The sequence below is a fragment of the Thermus altitudinis genome, assembly GCF_022760835.1.
Classification (GTDB): Bacteria; Deinococcota; Deinococci; order Deinococcales; family Thermaceae; genus Thermus; species Thermus altitudinis.
Genome location: NZ_JAKTNQ010000007.1, coordinates 63,574 through 87,752, shown reverse-complemented (window position 1 = coordinate 87,752; position 24,179 = coordinate 63,574). Strand labels below are relative to the sequence as shown.

The 24,179-nt window shown below is 65.2% G+C and carries 22 protein-coding genes; 13 read left to right on the top strand and 9 right to left on the bottom strand.

What is annotated here, in order from left to right; all coding sequences use genetic code 11:
• Nucleotides 1-49: 49 nt before the first annotated feature.
• Genes L0D16_RS04215 through L0D16_RS04180 form a run of 8 tightly spaced genes read right to left on the bottom strand, consistent with a single transcriptional unit; the run spans nucleotide 50 to nucleotide 6,256 of the window.
• Entirely contained in the window at nucleotides 50-1,108 is a 1,059-nt protein-coding gene (locus L0D16_RS04215; RefSeq protein ID WP_243030196.1) for a polyamine ABC transporter substrate-binding protein, read from the bottom strand.
• Entirely contained in the window at nucleotides 1,105-1,884 is a 780-nt protein-coding gene (locus tag L0D16_RS04210; protein WP_243030195.1) for an ABC transporter permease, read from the bottom strand. The genes L0D16_RS04215 and L0D16_RS04210 overlap by 4 nt, the downstream gene beginning before the upstream one ends.
• Complete coding sequence (locus L0D16_RS04205) at nucleotides 1,881-2,741, bottom strand: ABC transporter permease (protein ID WP_243030194.1); 861 nt, start codon at nucleotides 2,739-2,741, stop codon at nucleotides 1,881-1,883. Before L0D16_RS04205 ends, L0D16_RS04210 begins: the two co-directional genes overlap by 4 nt.
• Entirely contained in the window at nucleotides 2,734-3,804 is a 1,071-nt protein-coding gene (locus tag L0D16_RS04200) for an ABC transporter ATP-binding protein (protein WP_243030193.1), read from the bottom strand. Before L0D16_RS04200 ends, L0D16_RS04205 begins: the two co-directional genes overlap by 8 nt.
• Before the next feature lie 39 nt (nucleotides 3,805-3,843).
• Nucleotides 3,844-4,923, bottom strand: a complete 1,080-nt coding sequence (gene rodA / locus L0D16_RS04195; RefSeq protein ID WP_243030192.1) for a rod shape-determining protein RodA — start codon at nucleotides 4,921-4,923, stop codon at nucleotides 3,844-3,846.
• Between the two features lie 6 nt (nucleotides 4,924-4,929).
• Nucleotides 4,930-5,148, bottom strand: coding sequence for a cell division topological specificity factor MinE (gene minE / locus L0D16_RS04190; protein WP_243030191.1), 219 nt, complete (start codon nucleotides 5,146-5,148; stop codon nucleotides 4,930-4,932).
• A complete protein-coding gene (gene minD, locus L0D16_RS04185; protein ID WP_243030190.1) occupies nucleotides 5,148-5,951 on the bottom strand; it encodes a septum site-determining protein MinD in 804 nt (267 codons plus the stop codon). The genes minE and minD overlap by 1 nt, the downstream gene beginning before the upstream one ends.
• Nucleotides 5,948-6,256, bottom strand: coding sequence for a winged helix-turn-helix transcriptional regulator (locus L0D16_RS04180; protein ID WP_243027139.1), 309 nt, complete (start codon nucleotides 6,254-6,256; stop codon nucleotides 5,948-5,950). The genes minD and L0D16_RS04180 overlap by 4 nt, the downstream gene beginning before the upstream one ends.
• Before the next feature lie 104 nt (nucleotides 6,257-6,360).
• On the opposite strand from L0D16_RS04180, the gene L0D16_RS04175 reads away from it, so the two are divergent.
• The 3 genes from L0D16_RS04175 to L0D16_RS04165 are packed head-to-tail and all read left to right on the top strand — an operon-like array spanning nucleotide 6,361 to nucleotide 8,442.
• Entirely contained in the window at nucleotides 6,361-6,498 is a 138-nt protein-coding gene (locus L0D16_RS04175; RefSeq protein WP_243027138.1) for a hypothetical protein, read from the top strand.
• A 9-nt stretch (nucleotides 6,499-6,507) separates the two neighbouring features.
• Nucleotides 6,508-8,052: an acyl-CoA mutase large subunit family protein gene (locus L0D16_RS04170; protein WP_243030189.1), complete on the top strand. Its 1,545-nt coding sequence runs from the start codon at nucleotides 6,508-6,510 to the stop codon at nucleotides 8,050-8,052.
• A 3-nt stretch (nucleotides 8,053-8,055) separates the two neighbouring features.
• A complete protein-coding gene (locus L0D16_RS04165) occupies nucleotides 8,056-8,442 on the top strand; it encodes a nuclear transport factor 2 family protein (RefSeq protein ID WP_243030188.1) in 387 nt (128 codons plus the stop codon).
• 56 nt (nucleotides 8,443-8,498) lie between these two features.
• On the opposite strand, the gene acs is transcribed toward L0D16_RS04165, so the two are convergent.
• Nucleotides 8,499-10,445, bottom strand: a complete 1,947-nt coding sequence (acs, locus tag L0D16_RS04160; RefSeq protein WP_243030187.1) for an acetate--CoA ligase — start codon at nucleotides 10,443-10,445, stop codon at nucleotides 8,499-8,501.
• 128 nt (nucleotides 10,446-10,573) lie between these two features.
• Here acs and L0D16_RS04155 point away from each other — a divergent pair, with 128 nt between their 5' ends.
• From L0D16_RS04155 to L0D16_RS04110, 10 genes are all read left to right on the top strand, one after another.
• Entirely contained in the window at nucleotides 10,574-13,108 is a 2,535-nt protein-coding gene (locus L0D16_RS04155; protein WP_243030186.1) for an AMP-binding protein, read from the top strand.
• Nucleotides 13,086-14,969 (top strand): acetate--CoA ligase, encoded by a 1,884-nt coding sequence (locus L0D16_RS04150; RefSeq protein WP_243030185.1) that lies wholly within the window; start codon nucleotides 13,086-13,088, stop codon nucleotides 14,967-14,969. Before L0D16_RS04155 ends, L0D16_RS04150 begins: the two co-directional genes overlap by 23 nt.
• Before the next feature lie 185 nt (nucleotides 14,970-15,154).
• Entirely contained in the window at nucleotides 15,155-15,403 is a 249-nt protein-coding gene (locus L0D16_RS04145; RefSeq protein WP_243027130.1) for a DUF4212 domain-containing protein, read from the top strand.
• A 9-nt stretch (nucleotides 15,404-15,412) separates the two neighbouring features.
• Entirely contained in the window at nucleotides 15,413-17,155 is a 1,743-nt protein-coding gene (locus L0D16_RS04140) for a sodium:solute symporter family protein (RefSeq protein ID WP_243030184.1), read from the top strand.
• A 36-nt stretch (nucleotides 17,156-17,191) separates the two neighbouring features.
• Entirely contained in the window at nucleotides 17,192-17,557 is a 366-nt protein-coding gene (locus L0D16_RS04135; protein WP_243030183.1) for a hypothetical protein, read from the top strand.
• Complete coding sequence (locus L0D16_RS04130; protein WP_243030182.1) at nucleotides 17,517-19,265, top strand: DUF294 nucleotidyltransferase-like domain-containing protein; 1,749 nt, start codon at nucleotides 17,517-17,519, stop codon at nucleotides 19,263-19,265. Before L0D16_RS04135 ends, L0D16_RS04130 begins: the two co-directional genes overlap by 41 nt.
• Complete coding sequence (locus L0D16_RS04125) at nucleotides 19,262-19,438, top strand: hypothetical protein (RefSeq protein ID WP_243030181.1); 177 nt, start codon at nucleotides 19,262-19,264, stop codon at nucleotides 19,436-19,438. Before L0D16_RS04130 ends, L0D16_RS04125 begins: the two co-directional genes overlap by 4 nt.
• Nucleotides 19,435-21,948, top strand: a complete 2,514-nt coding sequence (locus L0D16_RS04120; RefSeq protein WP_243030180.1) for a sensor histidine kinase — start codon at nucleotides 19,435-19,437, stop codon at nucleotides 21,946-21,948. The genes L0D16_RS04125 and L0D16_RS04120 overlap by 4 nt, the downstream gene beginning before the upstream one ends.
• Nucleotides 21,923-22,279 (top strand): response regulator transcription factor, encoded by a 357-nt coding sequence (locus L0D16_RS04115; RefSeq protein ID WP_243030179.1) that lies wholly within the window; start codon nucleotides 21,923-21,925, stop codon nucleotides 22,277-22,279. Before L0D16_RS04120 ends, L0D16_RS04115 begins: the two co-directional genes overlap by 26 nt.
• Nucleotides 22,276-24,174 carry a 3'-5' exonuclease gene (locus tag L0D16_RS04110; RefSeq protein WP_243030178.1) on the top strand — a complete coding sequence of 633 codons (1,899 nt, stop codon included), beginning with the start codon at nucleotides 22,276-22,278 and terminating at the stop codon, nucleotides 24,172-24,174. The genes L0D16_RS04115 and L0D16_RS04110 overlap by 4 nt, the downstream gene beginning before the upstream one ends.
• Nucleotides 24,175-24,179 lie beyond the last annotated feature (5 nt).

Here is a 24,179-nt window from a genome sequence, read left to right as displayed (position 1 = left end):
AGGTTTAAACTTGTCCCCGAGAAGCCCCGCTCTTTAGAGCGGGGAGTCGTCACCGGGCCTTTACCTCGGTCCAGACCCGGTCGTAAAGGGCGATATCCGGCCCTAGGTCCTTAAGGTACTCCAGCTTTTCCCGCACCTCCTCCGGAGGAAACACCGTGGGGTCCTGGCGCATCTCCTCGGGAAGAAGGGGTAGGGCCTTGGCCACCGGGGTGGCATAGCGGGTGTACTGGGCCAGGGAAGCGGCGTTTTGAGGCTCCAAGAGAAAGTCTATGAAGCGGTAGGCCAAGTCCTGCGCCGGGCCCCGCTGCAGGACCACCAGGGCGTCGGTCCAGAGGGTGCCCCCCTCCTTGGGGATGGCGTAGCGGAGCCTTTCGTCCTCCTGCCTGGCCTGGAGGACATCCCCGGAATAGGCGAGGGCCACCGCCGCATCCCCGCCCAGGATGCGGTTTAAGGCCTCCACCCCTCCAGCGAAGCCCACGGAGCGGCGCTTGGCCTCGAGGAGAAGCCCCTGGGCCTTCTCCAGGGCTTTCGGGTCCGTGGTGTTCACCGAGTAACCCAAGTACTTCAAGGCCGCCCCGATGGTCTCCCGCATCTCGTCCAGGAGGAGGAAGGGCCCCACCTGCCTGGCCGGGTCAAAGAGCACGGCATAGGAATCCACAGGGCCCTTTACCAAATCCTCCCGGTAGGCCAGGCCCGTGGTGCCCCAAAGGTAAGGCACCGAGTACCGCAGGCCGGGGTCGTAGGGCGGGTCCAGGAAAAAGGGGTCCAGGTTGGCCAGGTTCTTCAACCGTTCCTTCTCCAGGGGGGCGAGGAGGCCCTCCCGGGCCATCTGGAGCACGTAGTAGTCGGGGGCCACCACCAAGGAGAACTCGCGGTCCGCCCCCGCCTTCAGCTTGGCCAGCATGGCCTCGGGGGACTCAAAGGTGTCCAGGACCACCTTGGCCCCGGTTTCCGCCGCAAACTTCTTAAGGAGGTCCTCTGGGATGTAGTCGGCCCAGTTTAGGAAGTACAGGGTCTCCCCCGCCCCGGGAGCCGGCCTCGGCCTGAGGACATAGACGCCCAAACCCAGCAAAAGGAGCGCCAGGAAAAGGATGCCCCAACGCTTCATACCCTCCTCCGGCCTAAAGCATACCCCAAGGCCAGGAAGAAGGCGCCAAGGCCAATGATCAGGGTGGATAAGGCGTGGACCTTGGGGCTTACCCCCAGCTTGACGCTGGAATAGATGTACAGGGGCAGGGTGGTAGCCCCGGGCCCAGCGGTGAAGAAGGTGACCACAAAGTCGTCCAGGGAAAGGGTGAGGGCCAGAAGGGCCCCCGCCGCCACCCCCGGCCAGGCCAGGGGCAGGGTTACGTACCAAAAGGTCTGCCACCCCCGGGCCCCTAGGTCGCGGGCCGCCTCCTCCAGGGCTGGGTCCAGGAGAAGGAGCCTGGAGCGCACCACCAGGGTCACGAAGGCCACCTGGAAGGTGATGTGGCCCAGGATCACCGTAAGCAGGGAAAGCCGGGGAAAGCCCAAAACCTCCCGGGCCAGGGCGAAGAGGAGGAGGAGGGAGACCCCCATGACCACGTCGGGCACCACCACGGGGATATAGAGGAGGTAGCGCAAAAACCCCTTACCGGGAAAGCGGTAGCGCACAAGCCCCACCGCCAAAAGCGTGCCCAAAAGGGTGGCCACCAGGGTGGACACGAAGGCCACCGTGAGGGTGTTCAGGAAGTATTCCAGGACCCTGGGGTCCTGGAAAAGGGCCCGGTACCAATCCAGGGTGAAGCCGGTGAAGCGCACCCCCCGGCGGCTTTCATTAAAGGAAAGGGCTACGATCACCAGGATGGGCAGATAGAGGAAAAGGTAGACCAAGAGGGCGTGAAGGGAAAGGAGTCTTTTCATACCAACTCGTCCAACCCCCTTTCCCCTTGAAGCCGGGCATAGAGGTAAAGGGCCAGGAGCACGAATCCCATGAGGAAGACGCTAAGGGCCGCCCCAAAGGCCCAGTCCCGGGTAAGGCCGAACTGTTGCTGGATGAGGTTGCCGATCAAGACCACCCTGCCTGCCCCCAAGAGGTCCGCCACCACGAAGGTGCCCATGGCGGGGATAAAAACCAGCACGCTACCCGCAAAAAGCCCAGGGTAGGTCTGGGGCAGGACCGCGTGCAGGAAGGCCCTAAAAGGCTTGGCCCCCAGGTCGTAGGCCGCCTCCAGAAGCTGCCAGTCCAAGCGTTCCACGCTGGCGTAGACCGGCAGGACGAAAAAGGGCAAAAAGGTGTAGACCGTGGCCAGGAGAACCGCAAAAAAGGAGGGGTATAAGGTAAAAGGCCCCACGCCGAAGGCCCCCAAAAGGGCGTTCACCAGGCCTTCCCGCTGCAAGAGGACCAGCCAGGCATACACCCGGATCAAGAAGTTGGTCAAAAAGGGCAAAAGTAGCAGGAAAAGAAGGAGGTCCCGCCGAGGATGGCGGGCGATGTAGAAGGCCAGGGGATAGCCCATGAGGGCCGAAAGGAGGGTGGCCAGAACGCCCACCAAAAGGCTTTGGGCAAAGGCTTCCAAGTAGGCGGGCTGAAGGAGCTTGGCGTAGTTGTGGAGGCCCCAGGGCCCGCTGAGTTCCCCATAAGGCCCGCGGGTGAGGAAGGAGGCCACGAGCACCAAAAGGGTGGGGATGAGGACAAAGACCAGTAGCCAAAGCCCCCCAGGGCCCACCGTCACCAGGACCCGGAAAAGCCGCCGCCAGGGGGTAGCCGCCTCATTCATGGAGCACCACCAGGTTCTCCGGGGGGAGGTAGCAAAGAACCTCCTCCCCATAGGAAAACTCCTCCGCCCCTGGCTCCTGTAGGTCCTGGTTTAGGGTGTAGGCTAGAAGCCTTACCTCCCCTGAGCGCAGGTAGTACTGGTTTTCTGCCCCCGTGTAGACGATCTCCTCCACTTTGGCCCGCACCAGGTTGTCCCGGGCTGGGGCTCCGTTCCCCAGGGGGTAAAGGCGGATCTTCTCAGGCCGGATCACCAAGAGGGCCTCCCGCACCAGGGGCTCCTTGAGGCGCAAGGGACCCAGGGGGGTTTCCGCCCCCAGGGGGTGGGGCTTGGCGGGGAGGAGGTTGGAGCGGCCCAGGAAATCCGCCACGAAGCGGTTCTTGGGCCTTTCGTAGACCTCGTCGGGCAAGCCCACCTGCTCAATCCTTCCCGAGCGCATCACCGCAATGCGGTCGGACATGACCAACGCTTCTTCCTGATCGTGGGTGACGAAGATGAAGGTGGTGCCGAGCCTTCGCTGAAGCTGCATGAGCTCCACCCGGAGCTCCTGGCGGAGCTTTAGGTCCAAGGCGGAAAGGGGTTCGTCCAGAAGGAGCACCTGGGGTTCCAGCACCAGGGCCCGGGCCAAGGCCACCCGTTGCCTCTGTCCCCCGGATAACTCCCTTGGGTAGCGCCTTTCCAGGCCCACAAGGTCCACTAGCTCCAAGGCCCAGGCCACCTTCTTGCGGACCTCCCCCGGGGAAAGCCCCTTCATGCGCAGGCCGAAGGCCACGTTGCCCTCCACGGTCATGTGGGGGAAGAGGGCGTAGTTCTGGAAGACGGTGTTCACGGGCCGGTCGTAGGGGGGAACCCGGGAGACGTCCCGGCCTGCGATCTCTATGCGGCCGGCATCCGGGGTATCAAACCCGGCCAAAAGCCGCAACAGGGTGGTCTTCCCGCAACCCGAGGGCCCCAGGAGGCTAAAAAACTCGCCCTTTTGCACCTCGAGGTCCACGCCATCCAAGGCCACCACCTCGCCAAAACGCTTGCTTACCCCCACAAGGCGGACCAGCGCTTCCCCGGCCACGGGGCCTAGTTTAGGGTGCCGGGGCCTGGGGCACAACCCTCATGGGGTTGCCCGGTCCCGGTGCACGAGGAGCACCAGGCCCAAGGAGAGAAGGGTGGCCATAAGGCTGGATCCTCCGTAGGAGAAAAGGGGCAGGGTAAGGCCCGTTACCGGCATCACCCCCAAGGCCACCCCCAGGTTCACCAGGACCTGGAAGCCCAGCATCCCCCCCACCCCGGCGACAAAAAGGCGGTCGGATAGGCGGGGGCACTCCAAGGCCACACCCAGGATTCGCAGGAGGAGAAGCCCATAAAGGGCCAATAAGGCCGCCACCCCCACAAACCCCCACTCCTCGGCCCACACGGCGAAGACGAAGTCCGTGTGGCGAAAGGGGACAAAGCCCAGCTGGGTCTGGGTGCCCTGGCCATACCCCTTGCCGAAAAGCCCTCCCGAGCCGATGGCGATGGTGGACTGGATCACCTGGAAGCCCTGGCCCAGGGGGTCCCGGTAGGGATCCAAAACGATGAGGACCCGCTCCCGCTGGTAGGGCTTGAGGTTCGGCCAGACCACGGTGGGCACCAGGAGAACCAGGGCAACAAAGCCCACCAAGATGTGCTTCCAGGGCAACCCCCGCACGAAGAGCACGGTGAAGGCGCCAAAAAGGACCACCAGGCTACCCCCCAGGTCCGGCTGCAGGAGGAGGAGGGCCAGCACGGGAGCCGTCAACAGGCCCGGCAGGAAATAGTCCCACACCCGGCGCACCTCCCGCGACTCCAAAAGCCGGGCCAAGGCCAGGATGAGGCCCAGCTTGGCCAGCTCCAGGGGCTGGAACTGCAAAGGCCCCAGCACGAACCAGGCCTTGGCCCCGTTGATCTCCCGACCGAAGGCCAGTACGGCCACCAGGAGGAAGAGGGAAAGGGCATAAAGGGGGTAGGCCAGGGCGAAGACGGTGCGGCGGGAGAGGAACTGCACCCCCACCGCCAGCAAAAGACCCAGGCCGAAGGCCCCAAGCTGGCGGCTTAAGAGGCTAGGGTCAGGGGCGGCGCTTCGCAGGTTGAAAAGCCCCAAAACCGCGATGGTTACGGCAAGGAGAATCAGGCCCCAGTCGTAGGCCAGAAGGTTTGGGCGCCGGAGCACCATGGGCCTTTACCGGAGGGGAATATCGGCGATCAGGACCATCTTCTCCCCCCGCTCCTCCAGGGCCACGTTCACTTCCTCTTGGGCGGGGAAGTAACGGCGCAACACCTCCAAAAGGTCCCGCTTCAGGTTCTCCACCAGGCCCGGGGAAAGCTTGGCCCGGTCGTAGGCCAGGACCAGCTTGAGCCGCTCCTTGGCCTTATCCTTGCTCTTCCTGCGCCACCACATCAGCGACCTCCAAAGAGCCGCCGGATCACCGACAACAGCCCCTGGCTATCCTCCAGGCTGCGGAAGGGAACCTCCTCCCCCCGGATGCGCCGGGCGGTGTCCATGAAGGCCTGAGCGGCGGGGCTCGAGCCCTTCAACACCAAGAGCTCCCCCTGGTTGGTGGAGATGAGCACCTGCTCGTCCTCAGGGACGATGCCCAGGGGCTTAAGGCCCAGGATCTCCACCACGTCCTCCACGGAAAGCATATCCCCCCGGGCCACCATCTTCGGCCGCAGGCGGTTGATGACCAGGAAGTTTTCCCGGATCTCCCGGGCTTCCAAGAGGCCGATGATGCGGTCGGCGTCGCGCACGCTGCTGACCTCGGGGTTCACCACCACCAAAGCCCCTTCCGCCGGGGTGGCGGCGGTCTGGAAGCCCTTCTCAATGCCGGCGGGGGAGTCGATGAGCACGCGGTCAAAGCCCTCCTCTTGAAGGAGGTATTGGACGAGCTCCTTGAAACGGCCAGGGTCCAGGGCCTCCTTGTCCTTGGTCTGGGAGGCGGGGAGGAGGAAGAGGTTTTCTATGCGCTTGTCCCGGATCAGGGCCTGGCGCACCTTGGCCCGTCCCTCCAGAACGTCAATGAGGTCAAAGACCACCCGGCCCTCGAGGCCCATGACCACATCCAGGTTCCTGAGGCCCACGTCCACATCCACCACCGCCACCTTCTCCCCCAGTTTGGCCAAGGCCGCCCCCAGGTTGGCGGTGGTGGTGGTCTTCCCCACGCCACCCTTGCCCGAAGTCACCACAATGGCTTTCGCTTTCACCTTTTGCCCTCCTGCACGGCCTCCAATATCTCGTCCAACGCGTCCAAAAATTCCAAAACCCGCTTACCCCGCGGGGTCAGGACATATTCTACCCGGGGCGGGACCTCCGCGTAGGCCTGCCGCTGGACGAACCCCAGGAGGTGGAGCTCCCGAAGCCGCTCCGCCAGGGTGCGGGGGGAAAGGCCCAGGTGGGTGCCCAGATCGGAAAAGCGGGAGGTACCGCGGCTTAGGGCCAAAAGCACCTCGGGGGCTCCGCGCCGGGCCAGCACCTTAAGCACCTTCCGGGTGTTCTTGGAGAGGGCCATGGCCCAATGCTAGCAAAAGAAGGCATAGCTATCCACAGGTAAAGCCTTGGCCCCCGCCCCCATCCCTGGGCCCTTGAACCCCCAAGGTGTAGGCTAAAAGGGGGATGAGAGGGGAAACGAAACCCGACTGGAAGGACTTCCTGGCCCTGGTGCTGGCCACGTATAGCCTGCTCCTGCCGCCCCTTCTCCTGATCCTGGGTGCCCTTTTTCTCTTCCTTTTCCTGGTGCGGATTTTCCTGTAAAACTAGGGCATGGAAGGCCTCTTTGAGTCCCTGCCGGAGGGTTACCGGGAAAAGCTGGGCCGCCCCGGGGAGTATCCCTACACCCGGGGCATCTACCCGCGGATGTACCTGGACAGGCTTTGGACCATGCGCCAGTATGCGGGCTTCTCCACCGCCGAGGAGTCCAATGCCCGCTACCGATACCTACTTTCCCAGGGCCAGACAGGCCTAAGCGTGGCCTTTGACTTGCCCACCCAGCTGGGCCTAGACCCCGACCACCCCATGAGCGTGGGGGAGGTGGGGCGGGTAGGGGTGTCCATCGCCACCCTGGAAGACATGAAAAAGCTCTTTGCGGGCATCCCCCTGGACCAGGTTTCCACCAGCATGACCATCAACGCCCCCGCCATGATGCTCCTGGCCCTTTACCTCCTGGTGGCGGAGGAACAAGGGGTCCCCTGGGAAAAGGTCTCCGGCACCGTGCAAAACGACATCCTCAAGGAGTACTTCGCCCGGGGCACCTACATCTACCCCCCGGGGCCCTCCATGCGCCTGGTAACGGATATCTTTGAGTTTTGCGCAAGGCAGGTCCCCCGCTTCAACACCATTTCCATCTCCGGCTACCACATCCGCGAGGCGGGCGCCACCGCCGCCCAGGAGATCGCCTTCACCCTGGCCGACGGCAAGGCCTACGTGCGGGCCGCCTTGGAGCGGGGGCTTGAGGTGGACCAGTTCGCCCCCAGGCTCTCCTTCTTTTTCGCCGCCCACGGGGACATCTTTGAGGAGGCCGCCAAGTTCCGGGCCGCCAGGAGGCTTTGGGCCCGCATCATGCGGGAGGAGTTTGGGGCCAAGGACCCGAGAAGCTGGGCCCTCCGCTTCCACACCCAGACCGGGGGCTCCACCCTTACCGCCCAAGAGCCCCTAAACAACGTGGTGCGCACCGCCTACCAGGCCCTGGCCGCGGTCTTGGGGGGCACCCAGAGCCTGCACACCAACGCCTACGACGAGGCCCTGGGCCTCCCCACGGAGAAAAGCGCCCTTTTGGCCTTGCGCACCCAGCAGATCCTGGCCTACGAGAGCGGGGTCACCCGGGCCATAGACCCCTTGGGGGGAAGCTTCTACGTGGAGCACCTCACGGACCACCTGGAAACCGAAGCGGAAAGGCTCATCCGGGAGATCGACGCCCTAGGGGGTGCGGTGGCGGCGGTGGAGGCCGGGTACTTCCAGCGGGCCATAGAGGAGTCCGCCTGGCAGTTCCAAAGGGAAGTGGAGGAAGGCCGGCGCATCATCGTGGGGGTAAACCGCTTCGCCGATCCCCATAGCCCCCTCAACGAGCCGACCCCCGTGCAGCGCATAGACCCCGCGCTCCACGAGAGGCGCAAACGGGAACTAGCCGCATTCAAGGCCGAGCGGGACGGGGAAAGCGTGCGGATCGGCCTGGAAAACCTGCGCCGTGCGGCAAAAGGAAGCGAGAACCTATTCCCCCACGTGCTGGAGGCCTTCCGCCGCCGGGCCACCCTGGGGGAGGTCTGCGGGGTGCTCAGGGAGGAGTGGGGGGAGTACCAGCCGGGGAGGTGAACCGTGGAGGGCGAGGCGGAACTTTGGAAGTTTCTGGAGAGGCATCTTGAGAGCATCTACCAAGGGGACCCCGAAGGCTACCGGGCCACCACCCATGAGGAGCTTTCCCTATACGAGTGGTTCGTGACCCCGCACCGGTTGGACGGGCTTCCCTTCCACCTTTACATGACCGAGCGCCGCTGGGCTACGGGAGGCAAGCCCTACCGCCTGGACCTTTTGGAAAGGCGCCTGCAGCGCTACGGGGACGTGGCCATCTTCAGCTACACCCTGCTGCTTACCGTGGAGGAGGAAGGAGGCCTAAGGCACCGGGCGGTGAACGAAAGCCGGGTGGCCGTGCGCTTCCCCGAGGGCTGGAAGGTGGTGCACGTGCACAAGAGCCCGGCCCAGTAGCGTCCCCATCTGCACCCCCAGGGCCGGGTATACCCGGCCCTGGGACAGGGGGGAGGCTAGGCCCCTTCCTTGAGGCGCTCCACCACGGAGCGGTCCTCGAGGGTGGAGGTATCCCCCTTGATCTCCTTCTCCCCGGCAGCGATCTGCCTTAGGAGGCGGCGCATGATCTTGCCGGAGCGGGTCTTGGGCAGGGCCTCGGTGAAGCGCACCTCGTCGGGGCGGGCAATGGGCCCGATCACCTTGGCCACATGGGCCTTCAGCTCGTCCCGCAAGGCCTCGGAGGGAGCGTGCCCCTCCTTCAGGGTCACGAAGGCCACAATGGCCTCCCCCTTCAAGGGGTCGGGCCGGCCCACCACCGCCGCCTCGGCCACCGCGGGGTGGGAGACCAGGGCGGACTCGATCTCCATGGTGCCCAGGCGGTGCCCGGCCACGTTCAGGACGTCATCCACCCGGCCCAGGATAAGGTAGTACCCGTCCTTATCCCGCCTAGCCCCATCCCCGGTGAAGTAGTTGCCGGGGTGCTGGCTGAAGTACTGTTGCAGGAAGCGCTCCGGGTCCCCCCAGACGGTGCGCAGCATGCTGGGCCAGGGACGGGTGATGCACAGATGCCCGCCCTCGTCCGGATTCTCCACGGGCTTGTGCTCCGAATCCAAGATCTCTGGTTTTATGCCAAAGAAGGGCTTACCCGCATGCCCGGGCTTCATGGGGTGCGCCCCGGGCAGGGTGGTGATCATGATGCCCCCGGTTTCCGTCTGCCACCAGGTGTCCACGATGGGGCAGCGCCCCTTGCCAATCACCTGGTAGTACCAGAGCCAGGCCTCGGGGTTGATGGGCTCCCCCACGGTGCCCAAAAGGCGCAGGGAGTCCAGCCGGTGCCTAAGGGGCCAACCCTCCCCCCACTTCATGAAGGCCCGGATGGCGGTGGGGGCGGTATAGAGGATGTTCACCCCGTACTTGTCCACGATCTGCCAGAAGCGGTCGGGCTCGGGCCAGTTGGGGGCTCCCTCGTACATCAGCGTGGTGGCCCCGTTCAGAAGGGGCCCGTAGACCACGTAGGAGTGGCCGGTGATCCAGCCCACATCGGCGGTGCACCAGTACACGTCCTCGTCCTTCAGGTCAAAGACCAGCTTGGTGGTGAGGTAGACGTAGGTCATGTAGCCGCCCAGGGTGTGGAGGACCCCCTTGGGCTTGCCCGTGGAACCCGAGGTGTAGAGGATGAAAAGGGGCTCCTCGGCCTCCATGGGCTCGGCCTCGGCCCGGTCGGAGGCCGCCTCCATGAGCTCGTGCCACCAGTGATCCCGGCCTGGGGTCCAGGGCACCTCCTCCCCGGTGCGGCGCACCACCACCACGTGCTCCACGCTGGAGACCTCCCTTAAGGCCTCATCGGCGTTCCCCTTGAGGGGCACGATCTGGCCTCGGCGGTAACCGCCATCGGCGGTGATGAGCACCTTGGCCTCGGCATCCTTGATGCGGTCGGCCAAGGCCCCGCTGGAGAAGCCGCCAAAGACCACGGAGTGCACCGCCCCGATGCGGGTGCAGGCCAGCATGGCGATGGCCGCCTCGGGGATCATGGGCAGGTAGATGGTGACCCTATCCCCCTTCTTCACCCCCAGGCGCTTCAGGACGTTGGCGAACTTCTGCACCTCCCGCCAGAGGTCGTGGTAGGTCAAAACCCTCTCCTCCCCCGGCTCCCCTTCCCAGATGAGGGCCGCCTTGTTGCGACGCCAGGTCTTTACATGGCGGTCCAGGGCGTTATAGGAAAGGTTGGTCTTGCCGCCCACGAACCACTTGGCATGGGGCAGGTCCCCCTCCAAGACCTTCTGCCAGGGTTCAAACCAGTGGAGCTCGGAGGCCACCCGTCCCCAGAAGCCCTCGGGATCCTTTAGGCTCTCCTCATACAGGCGCTCGTACTCCTCCTCGCTCCTTATGTGGGCCTGTTGCCGGAAGGCCTCGCTGGGGTAAAAGACCCGCTCCTCCTTGAGAACGCCCTCTATCCGGTCCATATACCCTCCCTTGGCCTTTAAGGATAGGCTGGCCCCAGGGCGGGGTCAAGAAAAGGGGGGTTTTTCACCATTTGCCAAACCCCCCTTTTCTTGACAGGCGGGTCTCGGTTTGCCCAACATAAGCGTAAATGGCCAGGAAGAGAAGCCTCTCCACGGTCCAAGCGGCCTTGCGCATCCTGGCCTACCTGGCCGAGCACCCGGAAGGGGTGGAGGTGAAGGAGGTGGCCCGCCTCCTGGGCAAAAGCCTCTCCACGGCCTATGCCCTTCTCAACAGCCTCGAGGAGGAGGGGTTTGCGGTAAAGACGGAACGGGGGTACCGCCTGGGCCAGGCCAAACCCTTGCGGTTGGAGACCACGCCCCTGGAGGAAGCCTTGGAGGAACTCTACCTCCGCACCCGGGAACGGTGCTACCTGGCCCTCCTGACCCCAGAGGGGGTGCGGCTCAAAACCCGGGGACGGCAGGGGCAACCCCACCCCCTGGGGGACACCCTGCCGGAGGAGGTCCATGCCCTGGCCTTGGGCAAGGTCCTCTTGGCCTACGGGGCCTTGCCCTTACCGCCACTCCATCCCCGAACCCCCTACACCCTGACCGACCCCTTGGCCCTCGAGGCGGAACTCGCCCGCATCCGGGAATCGGGGCTGGCAGCGGAAATGGAGGAGTACGCCCTAGGGCTTTCCGCCCTGGCCGCTCCCCTTTTTGGACCCGAGGGCGGGCTTCTAGGGGCCCTGGGGGTGGTGGTGCCCGCCAGGCGTTTTCCCTTTGCCTTCGGCCGCCTGGCCCGCGCCCTTTCCGAGGTGGCCCAGGTCTCCGCCCACCTGCGCCCCCCCGAGCCTCCGAGCCTGGCTCCGCCCGCCCTGGAGCCCGGTCCGCACCTGGAGGTGGTGGAGCCCCCACGCCCCCTTAAGGAAGAGGCCAACCTGCGGGACTATGCCGCCGCTTACCGGGCGGGCCTCGAGGACCCCGAGGCCTTCTTCGGGGGCTTCGCCCGGGAGTTTGTCTGGGAAACCCCCTGGGAAAAGGCCTGGGATCCGGAAAGCCGGCGCTGGTTTCTGGGCGGGCACACCAACGCCGCCCTCAACGCCTTGGACCGGCACCTGCCCGCCAAGGCCCAGCAGGTGGCCCTCCTCACCCTGAACGGGGAAGGGCAGTTGGCCAAGTGGACCTACCGGGAACTCTTAGACCTTTCCCGCCGCCTAGCCGGGGTCTTCCAGGCCCTGGGCGTGAGGCGGGGTGACCGGGTGGCCCTCTACCTGCCCACCGGCGCGGAAGCGGCCCTAAGCCTCCTTGCCCTGGCCCGGATAGGGGCCATCCACGTGGCCCTGCCTGTAGGCCTGGGCCCAGAGGCCCTTAAGGAGCGGCTTTTGCAAAGCCAGGCCCGGATGCTTGTCGCCGCCGACGGCTACTTCCGCCGGGGCCAGCTCATCCCCTTGAGGCCGGTGGTGGAAGCCGCCCTTTCCGGCCTGGAGCTGCCGGTGCTCTGGCATACCCGGGGCACCACGGAGTTTTTGGAACGGGCCTCGGAAGGAAAACCCGTGGAGGCCGTAGCCGTCCCTGCCCAGCACCCCCTTTTCATCCTCTACACCTCAGGTTCCACCGGAAAGCCCAAGGGCGTGGTCCACGGCCACGGGGGGTACATGGTGGGCGTGGGATGGGCCCTGCGCTACCTCTTTGACCTGAAGCCAGGGGAGGTCTTCCATACCACCGCTGACCTCTTCTGGGTGGTGGGGCATTCCTTCGGCCTCTACGCGCCCCTTTTCCTGGGGGGCACCAGCCTCCTGGTGGAGGACCGGCCCGACCACCCCAGCCCCGCCGCCTTTTACGAGCGGCTAAAGCGCCTAGGGGTGGACGTGCTCCTTACCTCCCCCACGGTGCTCCGCACCCTGCGCCGCCACGGGGAGGCCCGGCCCACCTCCTTGCGCCTGGTGGGCAGCGTGGGGGAAGCCCTGGCCCCGGAGGTGTGGCGCTGGACCCGGGAGAACCTGGCCTGGCCCCTGGACAACTGGTGGCAGACGGAACTGGGAGCCCCGGCTTTGGCCACGCCCATAACCCTTCCCGCCAAGCCGGGCTTTGTGGGGGTGCCCCTTCCGGGAGTGGAGGCCCGGGTGGTGGATGGCGAAGGCCGGGTTCTGCCCCCTGGGGCCAAGGGGCACCTGGTCCTTCTCCGCACTGGCCCAGCCCACATGGTGGACCTCCTGGGAGGGGAAAGCCCATGGAAAGGGGAACTCTTTTGGACCGGGGACCTGGCCACCTGGGACGAGGAAGGCTACTTCCGCATCCTGGGCCGTTCGGAGGAGGTCATCAAGGCGGGGGAGGCCAGGCTGGGCACCGCGGAGGTGGAGGCGGCCGCCCTCACCCACCCCCAGGTGGCGGAGGCCGCCGCCATCGGCATACCCGGGGAAGAGGGGGAGGAGATCGTGGTCTTCGTGGTACCCAGGAAGGAGGTGCCGGAGGAACTTAAGGCCCTCTTGGCGGAAAAGCTCAAGGCCCACCTCCTAAGGCACCTGGGCCCCGTGCCCCCACCCCGGATCCTTTTCGCGGAGCGGTTGCCCCGCACCCGAAGCGGGAAGATCCTGAGGCGCCTCCTAAAGGCGGAGCTCCTGGGGTTAGAACCTGGGGATGTATCGGTTTTGGAGGAGGAGTATGGCGGTACAAAAGCTTCTTAAGGCAGAAGAGCGGCTTTGGGCCCCGGAGGAGGTGCGCCGGAAGGCGAATCTCCAGAACTTTTTTGAAGAGTACCGGCGTAGCCTCGAGGACCCCGAGGGTTTCTGGGGCGAATGGGCCAAGCGGTTCTACTGGGAAAGGCCCTTGCAAAAGGTCCTGGAGTGGGACCTCCCCGAGCACCGCTGGTTCCTGGGGGGCACCACCAACGTGGTCTACAACGCTTTGGAACGCAACGTGGAAAGGGGCCTTAGGAACAAGGTGGCCCTCCTTTACCTGGCCGAGGACGGCCGGGAGGAAAAGCTCACCTACGGGGAACTCCTGGACCGGGTGCGCCGGCTGGCCACGGGGCTAAAGCGCCTGGGGGTGGAGAAGGGCGACCGGGTGGTGATCTACATGCCCCTGACCCTGGAGGGCATCGTGGCCATGCTGGCCACCGCCTATTTGGGGGCCATCCACAGCGTGGTCTACGCCGGGCTTGGGGTGAGCGCCTTAAGGGAGCGCATCCTGGACGCCGGCGCCAAACTCCTCATCGCCGGGGATGTGAGCTTCCGCCGAGGCAAGGGGGTGGACCTCCGCTCCATCGTGGAGGAGGCCATCAAGGACCTGCCGCTGAAGGCGGTCTGGTTCCAGAGGGCTTTCAAGGCCGAGCTACCGGAGGGGCACCACGACTTCCAGGAACTCCTTTGGGGAAACCCCCCCGAGGCCCAGGCGGAGATGGTGGACGCCGAGCACCCCCTTTTCATCCTCTACACCTCCGGTTCCACCGGCAAACCCAAAGGGGTGGTGCACGTGCACGGGGGGTACATGGTGGGCACCACCTACCACCTGCGCACCTTCTTTGACGTCAAGGACCAGGATATCTTCTGGGCCACCAGCGATATCGGCTGGATCGTGGGGCATTCCTACATCGTCTACGCCCCCCTTTTGGAAGGCATCACCAGCGTCCTCCGGGAAGGCGCCCCCGACTATCCCGACCCCGGGGCCTTCTGGCAGGTGGTGGAGCGCTATCGGGTGAACGTGATGTTCACCGCCCCCACCGCGGTAAGGCTCTTCATGAAGTTCGGCCCCGAATGGCCAGGAAAGTACGACCTCTCCTCCTTGCGCCTCATCGCCGTGGCCGGGGAGCCCCTAAACCCCGAGGCCCTGCGCTGGGCTTACCGGCATCTGGCGGACGAGGGAAGGCGGGGCTTCGTGGCCGACAACTGGTGGCAGACGGAGCTGGGTGGGCCCACCTTGGGCACCCCCCTGGTCCTCCCCGCCAAGCCGGGCTTCGCCGGGGTGGCCTTGCCGGGGGTGGAGGCGGAGGTGGTGGACGAGGAGGGGAAACCCGTTCCCCCGGGGCAAGGGGGGCTTCTGGTGTTGAAGCGCCCCTTCCCCCACATGATGCGCACTGTCTGGGGCCACCACGACCGCTACCTCCAGTACTGGCGCGAGGTGCCGGGGAACGTGTACGTGGCCGGGGACGTGGCCAGCAAGGATGAGGAGGGGTACTTCAGCGTCCTGGGCCGGGCAGACGACGTCCTGAACGTGGCCGGGCACCGCATCGGCACCGCGGATGTGGAAAGCGCCCTGGTCTCCCACCCTGCGGTGGCCGAGGCGGCGGTGATCGGAGTTCCCGATCCCCTCAAGGGAGAGGCCATAAAGGCCTTCGTGGTACTCCGCCTAGGCCAAACGCCCTCGGAGGAACTCAAGGAGAGCCTCATCGCCCACGTGCGCCGGGAGCTGGGCCCCATCGCCACCCCTTCGCAGGTGGTCTTCCTGGACAAGCTTCCCAAAACCCGCTCCGGCAAGATCCTGCGCCGCTTGCTTAAGGCAAAGGAGCTAGGCAAGGACCCGGGGGATCTGTCCACGCTGGAGGAGTAGCCCTACTTTGCCGGGGGCTGGGGCATACCCCAGCCCCCTTTCCCTACGGAAAAGCCGCGCTTTTGCGCATACCCGCAAACTTTAGTTTTCTTGACACCTCCCTCATCCTTCCCTAAGATTGCCCGTAACCGCGAGGGAGGCAAAAAAGGGGCGCAGAGAGCGCTTCCCTAGCGGGGGAGGGAGTTATGAGCAACCTGGAAGGGTACTGGAAGGCCAACACATCCTTGATACGAAACCTGCTTATCATCTGGGCGCTGGTTTCGTACGTTTTCGGCATCCTCCTGGTGGAACCCTTAAACAGCATCCGCCTAGGGGGGCTTCCCCTGGGGTTCTGGTTCGCCCAGCAGGGAAGCATCTACGTCTTCGTCGTCCTAATCTTCTACTACGCCTGGAAGATGGACCAACTGGACCGCCAGTACGGGGTGCACGAGTAGGGGGAAACCATGAGCGTGGAAGTCTGGACCTATCTCCTTGTGGGCCTTACCTTTGCCCTATACATCTATATCGGTTACGCCAGCCGGGTTAGGGAAACTGCGGGGTTCTATGTGGCGGGTCGGGGCGTGCCCGCCATCGCCAACGGAGCCGCCACCGCCGCCGACTGGATGTCCGCCGCCAGCTTCATCTCCATGGCGGGCCTAATCTCCTTCATGGGGTATGACGGGGCCGTTTACCTCATGGGCTGGACCGGGGGGTATGTACTCTTGGCCCTGCTCCTGGCCCCCTACCTGCGCAAGTACGGGAAGTACACGGTACCCGACTTCATTGGCGACCGCTACTACTCTCACACCGCCCGGGCCGTGGCCGCCATCGCCACCATCTTTATCTCCCTTACCTACGTGGCCGGGCAGATGCGGGGCGTGGGCATCGTCTTCAGCCGCTTTCTCCAGGTGGACATCGCCACCGGGGTCATCATCGGGGTGGCCGTGGTAGCCTTCTTCGCGGTCCTCGGGGGCATGAAGGGAATCACCTGGACCCAGGTGGCCCAGTACACGGTGCTGATCATCGCTTACTTGATCCCCGCCATCGCCATCGCCAATATCCTCACTGGCAACCCCGTTCCCCAGCTGGCCTTTACCTTTAGCGACCTGGTGGCCCGTCTAAACCAGATTCAAGTGGACCTGGGCTTCACCGAGTACACCAAGCCCTTCCAGGGCAAACCCATGATTGACATCTTGGCCATCACCCTGGCCTTGATGGTGGGCACCGCAGGCTTGCCTCACGTGATCATCCGCTTCTACACCGTGCCCGATGTGCGTTCCGCCCGCTATTCCGCCGGCTGGGCCTTGCTTTTTATCGCCCTTCTCTACACCACGGCCCCGGCGGTGGCGGCCTTTGCCCGCTACAACCTCATCTCCACCCTGAATGGCAAGAGCCTGGAAGAAGTGCGCCAGATTGACTGGGTGGCCAAGTGGGAAAAGACCAAGCTCCTGGCCTTTGTAGACAAGGACGGAGACGGCAAGGTCACCGTGGCCCCAGGCCGGGCCTTCGCCCTAAAGGGCGGCAAGCCGGACTTCAATACCCCTGACGAAAAGAGCAAGAACGAGGTACACATTGACAACGACATCATCGTCCTTTCCACCCCGGAGGTGGCCAAGCTTTCCCCCTTTGTGATCGCCCTGGTGGCCGCCGGAGGTCTGGCCGCTGCCCTTTCCACGGCTGCCGGCTTGCTCCTGGCCATGTCCAGCGCCATCTCCCACGACATCTATTACCGCATCTTCCGCCCCACTGCCACCGAGGCCCAGCGCCTTTTGGCGGGTCGGATCGTGATCCTCTTGGCGGTGATCCTGGCCGGTTACTTCGGCGTGAACCCCCCGGGCTTCGTAGCCCAGGTGGTGGCCTTCGCCTTCGGGCTAGCGGCGGCCAGCCTCTTCCCTGCCATTCTCCTGGGCATCTTTGATAAGCGCATGAACCGGGAGGGGGCCATTGCCGGCATCCTGGTGGGCCTCATCTTCACCGCAACCATGATCGGCATGATGCGGGCACCGCAAATCTTCGGCGCCCCGGCCCCGGTGATCCCTAACCTTTGGGGTATCAGCGCCGAGGGCATCGGGGTTGTCGGCATGATCCTCAACTTCGTGGTGGCCTACGTGGTTTCCCGAATCACGCCCCCGCCCCCCGAACACATCCAGCACCTGGTGGAGGATATCCGTATCCCCAAAGGAGCAGGCCAGGCAGCTGACCACTAAGCAAAAGGGGGGCGAAAGCCCCCCTACAATGTTCCTATGCACCTCCTTTATCTGAGGTTTTACCTGGGAAGCTTGGTGGTCCTCTTTGGCCTTTACTTGAGCGGCCATTACCTCTTGGGCCTGCCCTTTCCCACCCCCAAGATGCTCTTCCAGATCGCTCTAGGGGTTGGTATAGGAACGATTCTGGGCATTGTTTACCACCGCCTTTGGCCCTTGCCTCCACCAGGGATTGGCCGCGTTGTACGGCTTTTCATCCTCCTACCTCCAGCCTTTATGCTAGGGATAGGCCTTCTGATCCTGCTCCAGGCCCAGGTGGCCCTGCACTACTTCATTCCCTTGGTGGCCTGGTTAACCCCCGCCTATGGATCCCCGGAAGATCCCTCCCTTAAACGCCCTTCCTGAAGCCGACCTCGAGGCCCTTCTCCACCAAGCCCTCGAGGAGGTGCACTCCCCGGGCACCCCGCTCATGGAACAGGGGGGGGCACCCGCGCAAAACCTCTACCTCCTCCTGGAAGGCCAGGTGGCCCTCCTGGACGGGGAACGGGAGGTGGGAACCCTGGAGGCGGGGGAGTTCTTCGGCTTCCCTTCCCTCCTTTCCGGCGAACCCCCGGCCCTGGGGGTGGTGGCCAAGACCCCGGTCCGGCTTCTAGCCTTTCCCAAGGAGGCCTTCCAAAGGCTTCTGACGTACCCGGAAGCGGCCCGCTTTTTTGGCCAAGGCCTGGCGGAACGGGTAAGGCTGCGGCTGGCGCCAGAACCCTCCCTCTTTGCCCCCGTGGGCAACCTGGTACGCCGCCCCCCCGCCTTCATCCCCCCTTCGGCCACGGTGGAAGAGGCCGCGAGGAGGATGCGCCAAGAGGGCATCTCCAGCCTCCTGGTGGAAGGGGAGCCTTGGGGCATCCTCACGGACCGCGACCTAAGGAACCGGGTCCTGGCGGAGGGCCTTTCCCCCTCCACTCCCGTGGCCCAGGTGATGACCACGCCCCTCTTCACCCTCCCGGCGGAAACCCCTATCTATGAGGCCCTGGCGGCCATGGTGGAGCGGGGCATCCACCACCTGCCCCTTACGGAAGGGGGGAAGGTGGTGGGGGTGGTGACCCATACCGACCTGCTCCTCAACCAGGCCCAAAGCCCCTTGGTCCTCCTAAGGCGGATTGAGCGGCTGGAGCTTTCCCGGTATGGCCTCGAGGTGGCCTCCTTGGTGGAGAGCCTGTTCCAAAGGGGCTTAGGGGGCGTGGAGATCGGCCGGGTGGTGGCCTCCTTGAACGACGCCCTGATCCGGCGCCTCGTCAAGGAGGCGGAAGGGGTCCTGGGCCCCGCACCCATCCCCTACAGCTTCATGGTCTTTGGCTCCGAAGGCCGCCGGGAGCAAGCCCTCCTCACCGACCAGGACAATGCCCTAGTCCTGGCAGAAGGGGGGCACGACCCCTACTTCCAGGCCCTGGCGGAGCACGTGGTGGCAGGGCTCATCCAAGCCGGCATCCCCGAGTGCAAGGGCGGCTACATGGCCACCCGTTGGCGCAAGACGCTGGCTGAATGGCAAGGCACCTTCCGGCGGTGGATGGAAACCCCCGAGCCCCAGGCCCTCCTGGATACCCAGATTTTCTTTGACTTCCGCTCCGCAGCCGGTGGCCTTTCCCTAAAACCTCTGGAGGAAACGGTGTTGGAGGGAAGCCAGAAGGGGGTCTTCCGCTACCACCTGGCCCAGGCCAGCCTGGCCTTCCGCCCCCCCTTGGGCCTCTTTGGCCGGGTGCGTACCGAGGAGGGCTTCCTTGACCTGAAGCGGCACGCCATCGCCCCCATCGTGGCCTTGGCCCGGCTTTACGCCCTTCTGGCGGGGAGCCTGGCCAAAGGGACGGTGGACCGGCTAAGGGCGGCGGCGGAGGCCGGCACCCTAAGCCCGGAGGGAGGGGAAAGGTTAGAGGAAGCCTTCCGCTTCTTCTTCACCCTGCGCCTCAAGCACCAGCTGGAGAGCCTGCGCCAAGGAAAGGAGGTGGGAAACCGGGTGCTCTGGTCCGCCTTAACGCCATCGGAAAAGCGGAAGGCCCTCGAGGGCTTCCGGGCCATCGCCGAGCTTCAGGAAAGCACCGCAAGCCGCTTCCAGCTGCGATGAAGGAGAAAGCCCTCGCCCTCTTCCTCCTGGCCCTGGTCCTCTTCACCCTACCCCTGGAGCTCTTTTCCTGGGGGGGAAGGAGCCTATGGGGGATCCCCGCCGCCTACCTCTACCTCTTCCTGGCCTGGAGCCTCGTCATCCTCCTGGCCTACCGCCTCTACCGCAGGCCATGAGCGCTTTGGCTTTGTTCCTCTTTCTGCTCCTTTACTTGGCCTCCTTGTTCCTGGTGGCCCTCTGGGGGGAGGGCCGGGGCAGAACTTTAGCCCAAAGCGGCCACGCCTACGCCTTTTCCCTAGCGGTCTACGCCACCGCCTGGACCTTTTTCGGAAGCGTAGGCCGAGCGGCCACGACGGGAGCCACCTTCCTTCCCATCTATCTGGGCCCCACCTTGGTCCTCCTCCTCTGGCCCTTTTTGCACGGAAGGATTTTGCAGCTGGCCCGCTCCCACCGCCTCACCTCCTGGGCCGACTTCCTTTTCCTCCGCTATGGCCCCGGCCTCCTTGGCCCCATCACCGCCCTCTTTCTCGTGGTGGGGCTTCTACCCTACCTGGCCCTGCAACTCAAAGCCATCGCCCAAGCCTTCCTCTTCCTAAGCGGGGGAAGGGCCCCTCTAGGGGACGTGGCCCTCCCCACCGCCTTGCTCCTGGCCCTATTCGCCATCCTCTTCGGCACCCGGCACCTGGACCCCTCGGAAAGGCACCCGGGGCTGGTGCTGGCGGTGGCCTTTGAATCCTGGGTAAAGCTCCTCGTCCTCCTCCTAGTGGGTGGGTTTGTGCTTTGGCACCTGGGCAGCCCCTTTCCCCGGGCCCTCCAGGATCCCGACCTCCTACCCCTCCTCCGGCCCCCTGAGGGACTTGCCGGCCATCTCGCCTGGGTGAGCCTTGTCCTCCTCTCTGGCCTGGCCTTCCTCTTCCTGCCCCGGCAGTTCCACGTGAGCGTGGTGGAAAATACCGACCCCGGGCACCTGCGCCCGGCCGCTTGGCTTTTTCCCTTTTACCTCCTCCTCATCAACCTGCCCGTCCTTCCCCTAGCCCTTTGGGGGCGCACCCTTTTGCCTGGGGGAAACCCCGACCTCTATGTGCTGGCCCTGCCCTTGGAGCTGGGAAGCCCTGGGGTAGCCCTTTTGGCCTTCCTGGGTGGGGTTTCCGCTGCCACCGCCATGGTGATCGTGGAAAGCCTGGCCCTTTCCATCCTCATTTCCAACCACCTCCTCTCCCCATTGCTCCTCAGGTGGAAGGCCTTGGGGAGCCTCCTGCTTTGGCGAAGGCTCTCCATCCTCCTGGTGATGCTTCTTTCCTACCTTTACTTCCGCCTGGCGGGGGAGGCCTACGCCTTGGTGGCCATGGGCCTCATCTCCTTTGTGGCCGTGGCCCAGCTGGCCCCAGCGGGGCTCTTGGGGCTCTTCTGGAAGGGAGCCACCCCCCAAGGGGCCCTGGCCGGCCTCCTGGGAGGAATGGCCCTTTGGACCTATACCCTCTTCCTGCCCGCCTTGGCCCGCTCTGGCTGGCTCCCCCAAGGGTTTCTGGAGGGTCCGCATCCCCTCCTGCACCCCGAAGGGCTTTTGGGCCTCCAAGGCCTTGACCCCATAACCCATGGTTTTCTCGTCAGCGTGGGGCTGAACCTGGCCCTTGCGGTGGGGGTTTCCCTCTTCACCCGGAAAGGCCCTGCCCCTGAGGGACGCACCGGGGAACTCGGGGAGCTGGCCGCCTTGGTGGGCCGGGTCTTGGGCCCAGAGGCGGAAAAGGCCTTCCGGGAGGAAGCCCAGACCCTTTCCGGCCCCCAGGCCGTGGCCCTGGCCGAGTCCTGGCTTTCCGCCGCGGTGGGCCCCGCCACCGCCAGGCTCCTCCTCCTTTCCGCCACCCGGGAGGCTCCCGCGGCCCCTTCCCCCTTTGAAGCCCTTCTGGAGGAAGCCGCCCGGGAGTCGCGGGAGGTGCGGGCCTACGCCCGGGCGTTGGAGGAGGCCAAGCGGGAGCTTTCCGAGGCCTATGAACGCCTAAAGGCCTTGGACCAGGCCAAGGACGAAATCCTGGCCGCCGTCTCCCACGAGCTCAAGACCCCCCTCACCGCGGTGCGGGCCTTGGCGGAGATCCTCGAGGCCAACCCCGACCTCAGCGAGGAGGAAAGGCGCCGCTTCACCGCCCTTATGGCCAAGGAAGCCGCCCGCCTTTCCCGCCTGGTGGAGGAGGTCTTGGCCTACACCCGCTTGCAAGCCGGGGTGCCTTTGGCCAGGAGCCCCACCGACCTTAAGGCCCTGGCGGAGGAGGCCTTGGCCTTGGTGGAACCCCTGGCCCGGGAAAGGGGGATTACAATGGAAAGCCAGCTGGTAGGGGTCCAAACCCTCACCGACCGCGACCGGGTACTCCAGGTGCTCCTAAACCTCCTGCACAACGCCCTGCGCCACGCCCGAAGCCGGGTGCGCCTCGAGGTGGCTCCCGGCAACCACGAGGTCCTTTTCCGCATCCAAGACGACGGGCCCGGGGTACCCCAAGAGGCCAAGGCCCTGGTATTTGAACCCTTTCAGAGCTTTTCCGGCGGCACAGGCCTGGGCCTTTTCCTGGCCAAGAGGCTCGTGGAAGGATTGGGAGGCCGGATCTGGCTGGAAAGTAGGGAGGGGAATGGGGCCTCCTTCGCCTTCACCCTGCCTTTGGAGGTGAGCCATGAGAATCCTGGTGGTGGACGATGAGGAAAGCATCCTGGTACCCTTGGAGTTCCTCCTGAAGAGGGCCGGGTACGAGGTGGTCCTGGCCCGCACGGGAGAGGAAGCCCTAAAAGCCCTGGAGGGGGAGGCCTATGACCTCCTGGTGCTGGACCTCATGCTTCCGGGCCTGGATGGCTTTGCCGTGCTGGAAAAGGCCAAAACCCTACCGCATAGGCCCAAGGTTCTGGTCCTCACCGCCCGGGGGCGGGAGGCGGACCGGGCCAAGGCCCTGGCCCTGGGGGCCGAGGCCTTCATGGCCAAGCCCTTCGCCACCCAGGACCTTCTTTCCCAGGTGGAAAGGCTGGTAGGAGGATGAGGGAAGCCCTCCGCTTTCTAGGTGCCCTCATTCTGGGCCTCCTCCTGGTGGGGGGTACGGTGGCCTTGGGGCTATTTCTCCTTCTCCAAGGGGAGGAGGCCCTAGCCCGGGAGTTCCTCCGTCTGGCCCAGGCCAGGATGCCGGCACTCCTTTTCGCGGGGTTTCTTTTCCTCCTGGTGCTGGCAGCCTTGCTCTATCCCGTGTTTCTCGGCTACCTGGCGGCCACCCGGGCCCTGGGGCAGGAGGCGGAGGTGATCCTAAGCAACCCGGGCCACCGCCTTCGCCCCCGGGGTCCTTTTGAGCTTCAGGCCCTTGCGGACCTCATCAACCGCCTGGCTCAGGAAAAGGAGGCCTTGGAACGGGAGGTGGCCGCCCGGATCGCCGAGGCCAAGACCCTGGTGGAAGAGGAGCGCAAGAAGCTGGCCCTGCTCATCGCCCACCTGCCCCAAGGAGTGATCCTGGCCAACCCCAAGGGCCAGGTCCTCCTCTATAACCCCGCCGCCCGGGGGCTTCTGGGGGAGGGCCTGGGGGTGGGCAAAAGCCTCCTGGGCCTTTTGGACCGGGGGCTTTGGGTCCATGCCCTAAGCCTTCCCGAAGAGCGCTTTCTTACCCAAGGACCCAAGGGGGCCTTGTGGCTGCAGGTGGTGCCCCTGGAGGGCGACGAGGGGTACTTGGTCCTCCTGGAAGGGGCCAAAGAGGAAGGGGCTTTGGAGGGGAAGCTCCTTCACCAACTGCGGGACAAGCTGGCTGGGCTGAAGGCCTTGGTGGAGGTGCTGCACCTGGAGGTGCAAACCCCCCGCCTCCAGGCCCTCCTGAACACCGCTAAGGCCACTGCGGAAGAGCTTGGCCAGCTCCTCGCCTCCTGGAGGCCCCCACCCCAGGCGGCGGAGGTCCTGGCGGAGGACCTCCTTCCCCTCCTCCTAGAGACCCTGGAGCGAGAGGCGGGCATCGCCCCCGGCTTCTCCCTGGAGGAGGGGGCCAAGGGGCTTCTGGTGTTGGCGGACACCTACGCCTTGGCCCGGGGCTTGGCGGAGGCCCTCGAGGAGGTAGAGGAAGCCTTCTTGGAAGCCAGGCGGCAGGATGGCTTCCTTCACCTCACCCTAACCCTCCCGGAAGGGGGTGGGGGCGTCCGGTTGCCTCCCCTCCTCGAGGAAGCCGCCGGGCGCTCGGGGGGAAGCGCCTGGAAGGAGGCCTTTCGCCTCCACCTCCTCCTTCCCGCACGGGAAGCCCCTAGGCTCCCCGCCCAGGAAGGCCCCCCTCCCAGGGCCGTGGTCTTTGACCTTACCCTCCTCCAAGTCCCGGAGGAACTGGAGGAAGCCCCCATAGAGGGCCTCCTCTATACGGCCTTTGACCTGGAAACCACGGGTTTGGACCCGGAAAAGGACGCCATCATCGCCTTGGGAGGGGTGCACGTTTTAGGGCAAAGGGTGCTCCGCCAGGAGGTCTTTGAGGCCCTGGTGGACCCCGGCCGGCCCATCCCCAAGGCCTCCAGCCAGGTGCACGGGCTAACCTGGGAGATGCTGAAGGGCAAACCCCGGCTGGAAGAGGTCCTTCCCGCCTTCCGCGCCTTTTTGGAGGATAGCGTCCTCCTGGCCCACAACGGAGCCTTTGACATGGCCTTTTTGCGGCGGGTGGGGATCCACCAACCCCCCCTGGTGGACACCCTGCTCCTTTCCCACCTCCTCTTCCCCGACCTCAAGGACCACCGTTTGGAAGCCTTGGCGGAACGCTTCGGGGTGCCGGTGGTGGGGCGGCACACCGCCTTGGGGGACGCCCTCATGACCGCCGAGGTCTTTGCCCGGATGGTTCCCCTGCTTAAGGCCAAAGGGTACCGCACCCTGGGGAAGGCCCTCGAGGCCTGCGCCAAGCTGCCCCTGGCCAAGCTGCAATACTAAAGGGA

Bases quoted from the DNA above. Each gene is read 5' to 3' on its own strand.
- L0D16_RS04180 (WP_243027139.1), bottom strand. From the start codon at position 6,256: ATGGCCCTCTCCAAGAACACCCGGAAGGTGCTTAAGGTGCTGGCCCGG.
- rodA (WP_243030192.1), bottom strand. From the start codon at position 4,923: ATGGTGCTCCGGCGCCCAAACCTTCTGGCCTACGACTGGGGCCTGATT.
- L0D16_RS04125 (WP_243030181.1), top strand. From the start codon at position 19,262: ATGAAGGAGAAAGCCCTCGCCCTCTTCCTCCTGGCCCTGGTCCTCTTC.
- L0D16_RS04135 (WP_243030183.1), top strand. From the start codon at position 17,192: ATGCACCTCCTTTATCTGAGGTTTTACCTGGGAAGCTTGGTGGTCCTC.
- L0D16_RS04110 (WP_243030178.1), top strand. From the start codon at position 22,276: ATGAGGGAAGCCCTCCGCTTTCTAGGTGCCCTCATTCTGGGCCTCCTC.
- acs (WP_243030187.1), bottom strand. From the start codon at position 10,445: ATGGACCGGATAGAGGGCGTTCTCAAGGAGGAGCGGGTCTTTTACCCC.
- L0D16_RS04215 (WP_243030196.1), bottom strand. From the start codon at position 1,108: ATGAAGCGTTGGGGCATCCTTTTCCTGGCGCTCCTTTTGCTGGGTTTG.
- L0D16_RS04155 (WP_243030186.1), top strand. From the start codon at position 10,574: ATGGCCAGGAAGAGAAGCCTCTCCACGGTCCAAGCGGCCTTGCGCATC.
- L0D16_RS04175 (WP_243027138.1), top strand. From the start codon at position 6,361: ATGAGAGGGGAAACGAAACCCGACTGGAAGGACTTCCTGGCCCTGGTG.
- L0D16_RS04150 (WP_243030185.1), top strand. From the start codon at position 13,086: ATGGCGGTACAAAAGCTTCTTAAGGCAGAAGAGCGGCTTTGGGCCCCG.
- L0D16_RS04120 (WP_243030180.1), top strand. From the start codon at position 19,435: ATGAGCGCTTTGGCTTTGTTCCTCTTTCTGCTCCTTTACTTGGCCTCC.
- L0D16_RS04145 (WP_243027130.1), top strand. From the start codon at position 15,155: ATGAGCAACCTGGAAGGGTACTGGAAGGCCAACACATCCTTGATACGA.
- L0D16_RS04115 (WP_243030179.1), top strand. From the start codon at position 21,923: ATGAGAATCCTGGTGGTGGACGATGAGGAAAGCATCCTGGTACCCTTG.
- L0D16_RS04205 (WP_243030194.1), bottom strand. From the start codon at position 2,741: ATGAATGAGGCGGCTACCCCCTGGCGGCGGCTTTTCCGGGTCCTGGTG.
- L0D16_RS04210 (WP_243030195.1), bottom strand. From the start codon at position 1,884: ATGAAAAGACTCCTTTCCCTTCACGCCCTCTTGGTCTACCTTTTCCTC.
- L0D16_RS04130 (WP_243030182.1), top strand. From the start codon at position 17,517: ATGGATCCCCGGAAGATCCCTCCCTTAAACGCCCTTCCTGAAGCCGAC.
- minE (WP_243030191.1), bottom strand. From the start codon at position 5,148: ATGTGGTGGCGCAGGAAGAGCAAGGATAAGGCCAAGGAGCGGCTCAAG.
- L0D16_RS04140 (WP_243030184.1), top strand. From the start codon at position 15,413: ATGAGCGTGGAAGTCTGGACCTATCTCCTTGTGGGCCTTACCTTTGCC.
- L0D16_RS04170 (WP_243030189.1), top strand. From the start codon at position 6,508: ATGGAAGGCCTCTTTGAGTCCCTGCCGGAGGGTTACCGGGAAAAGCTG.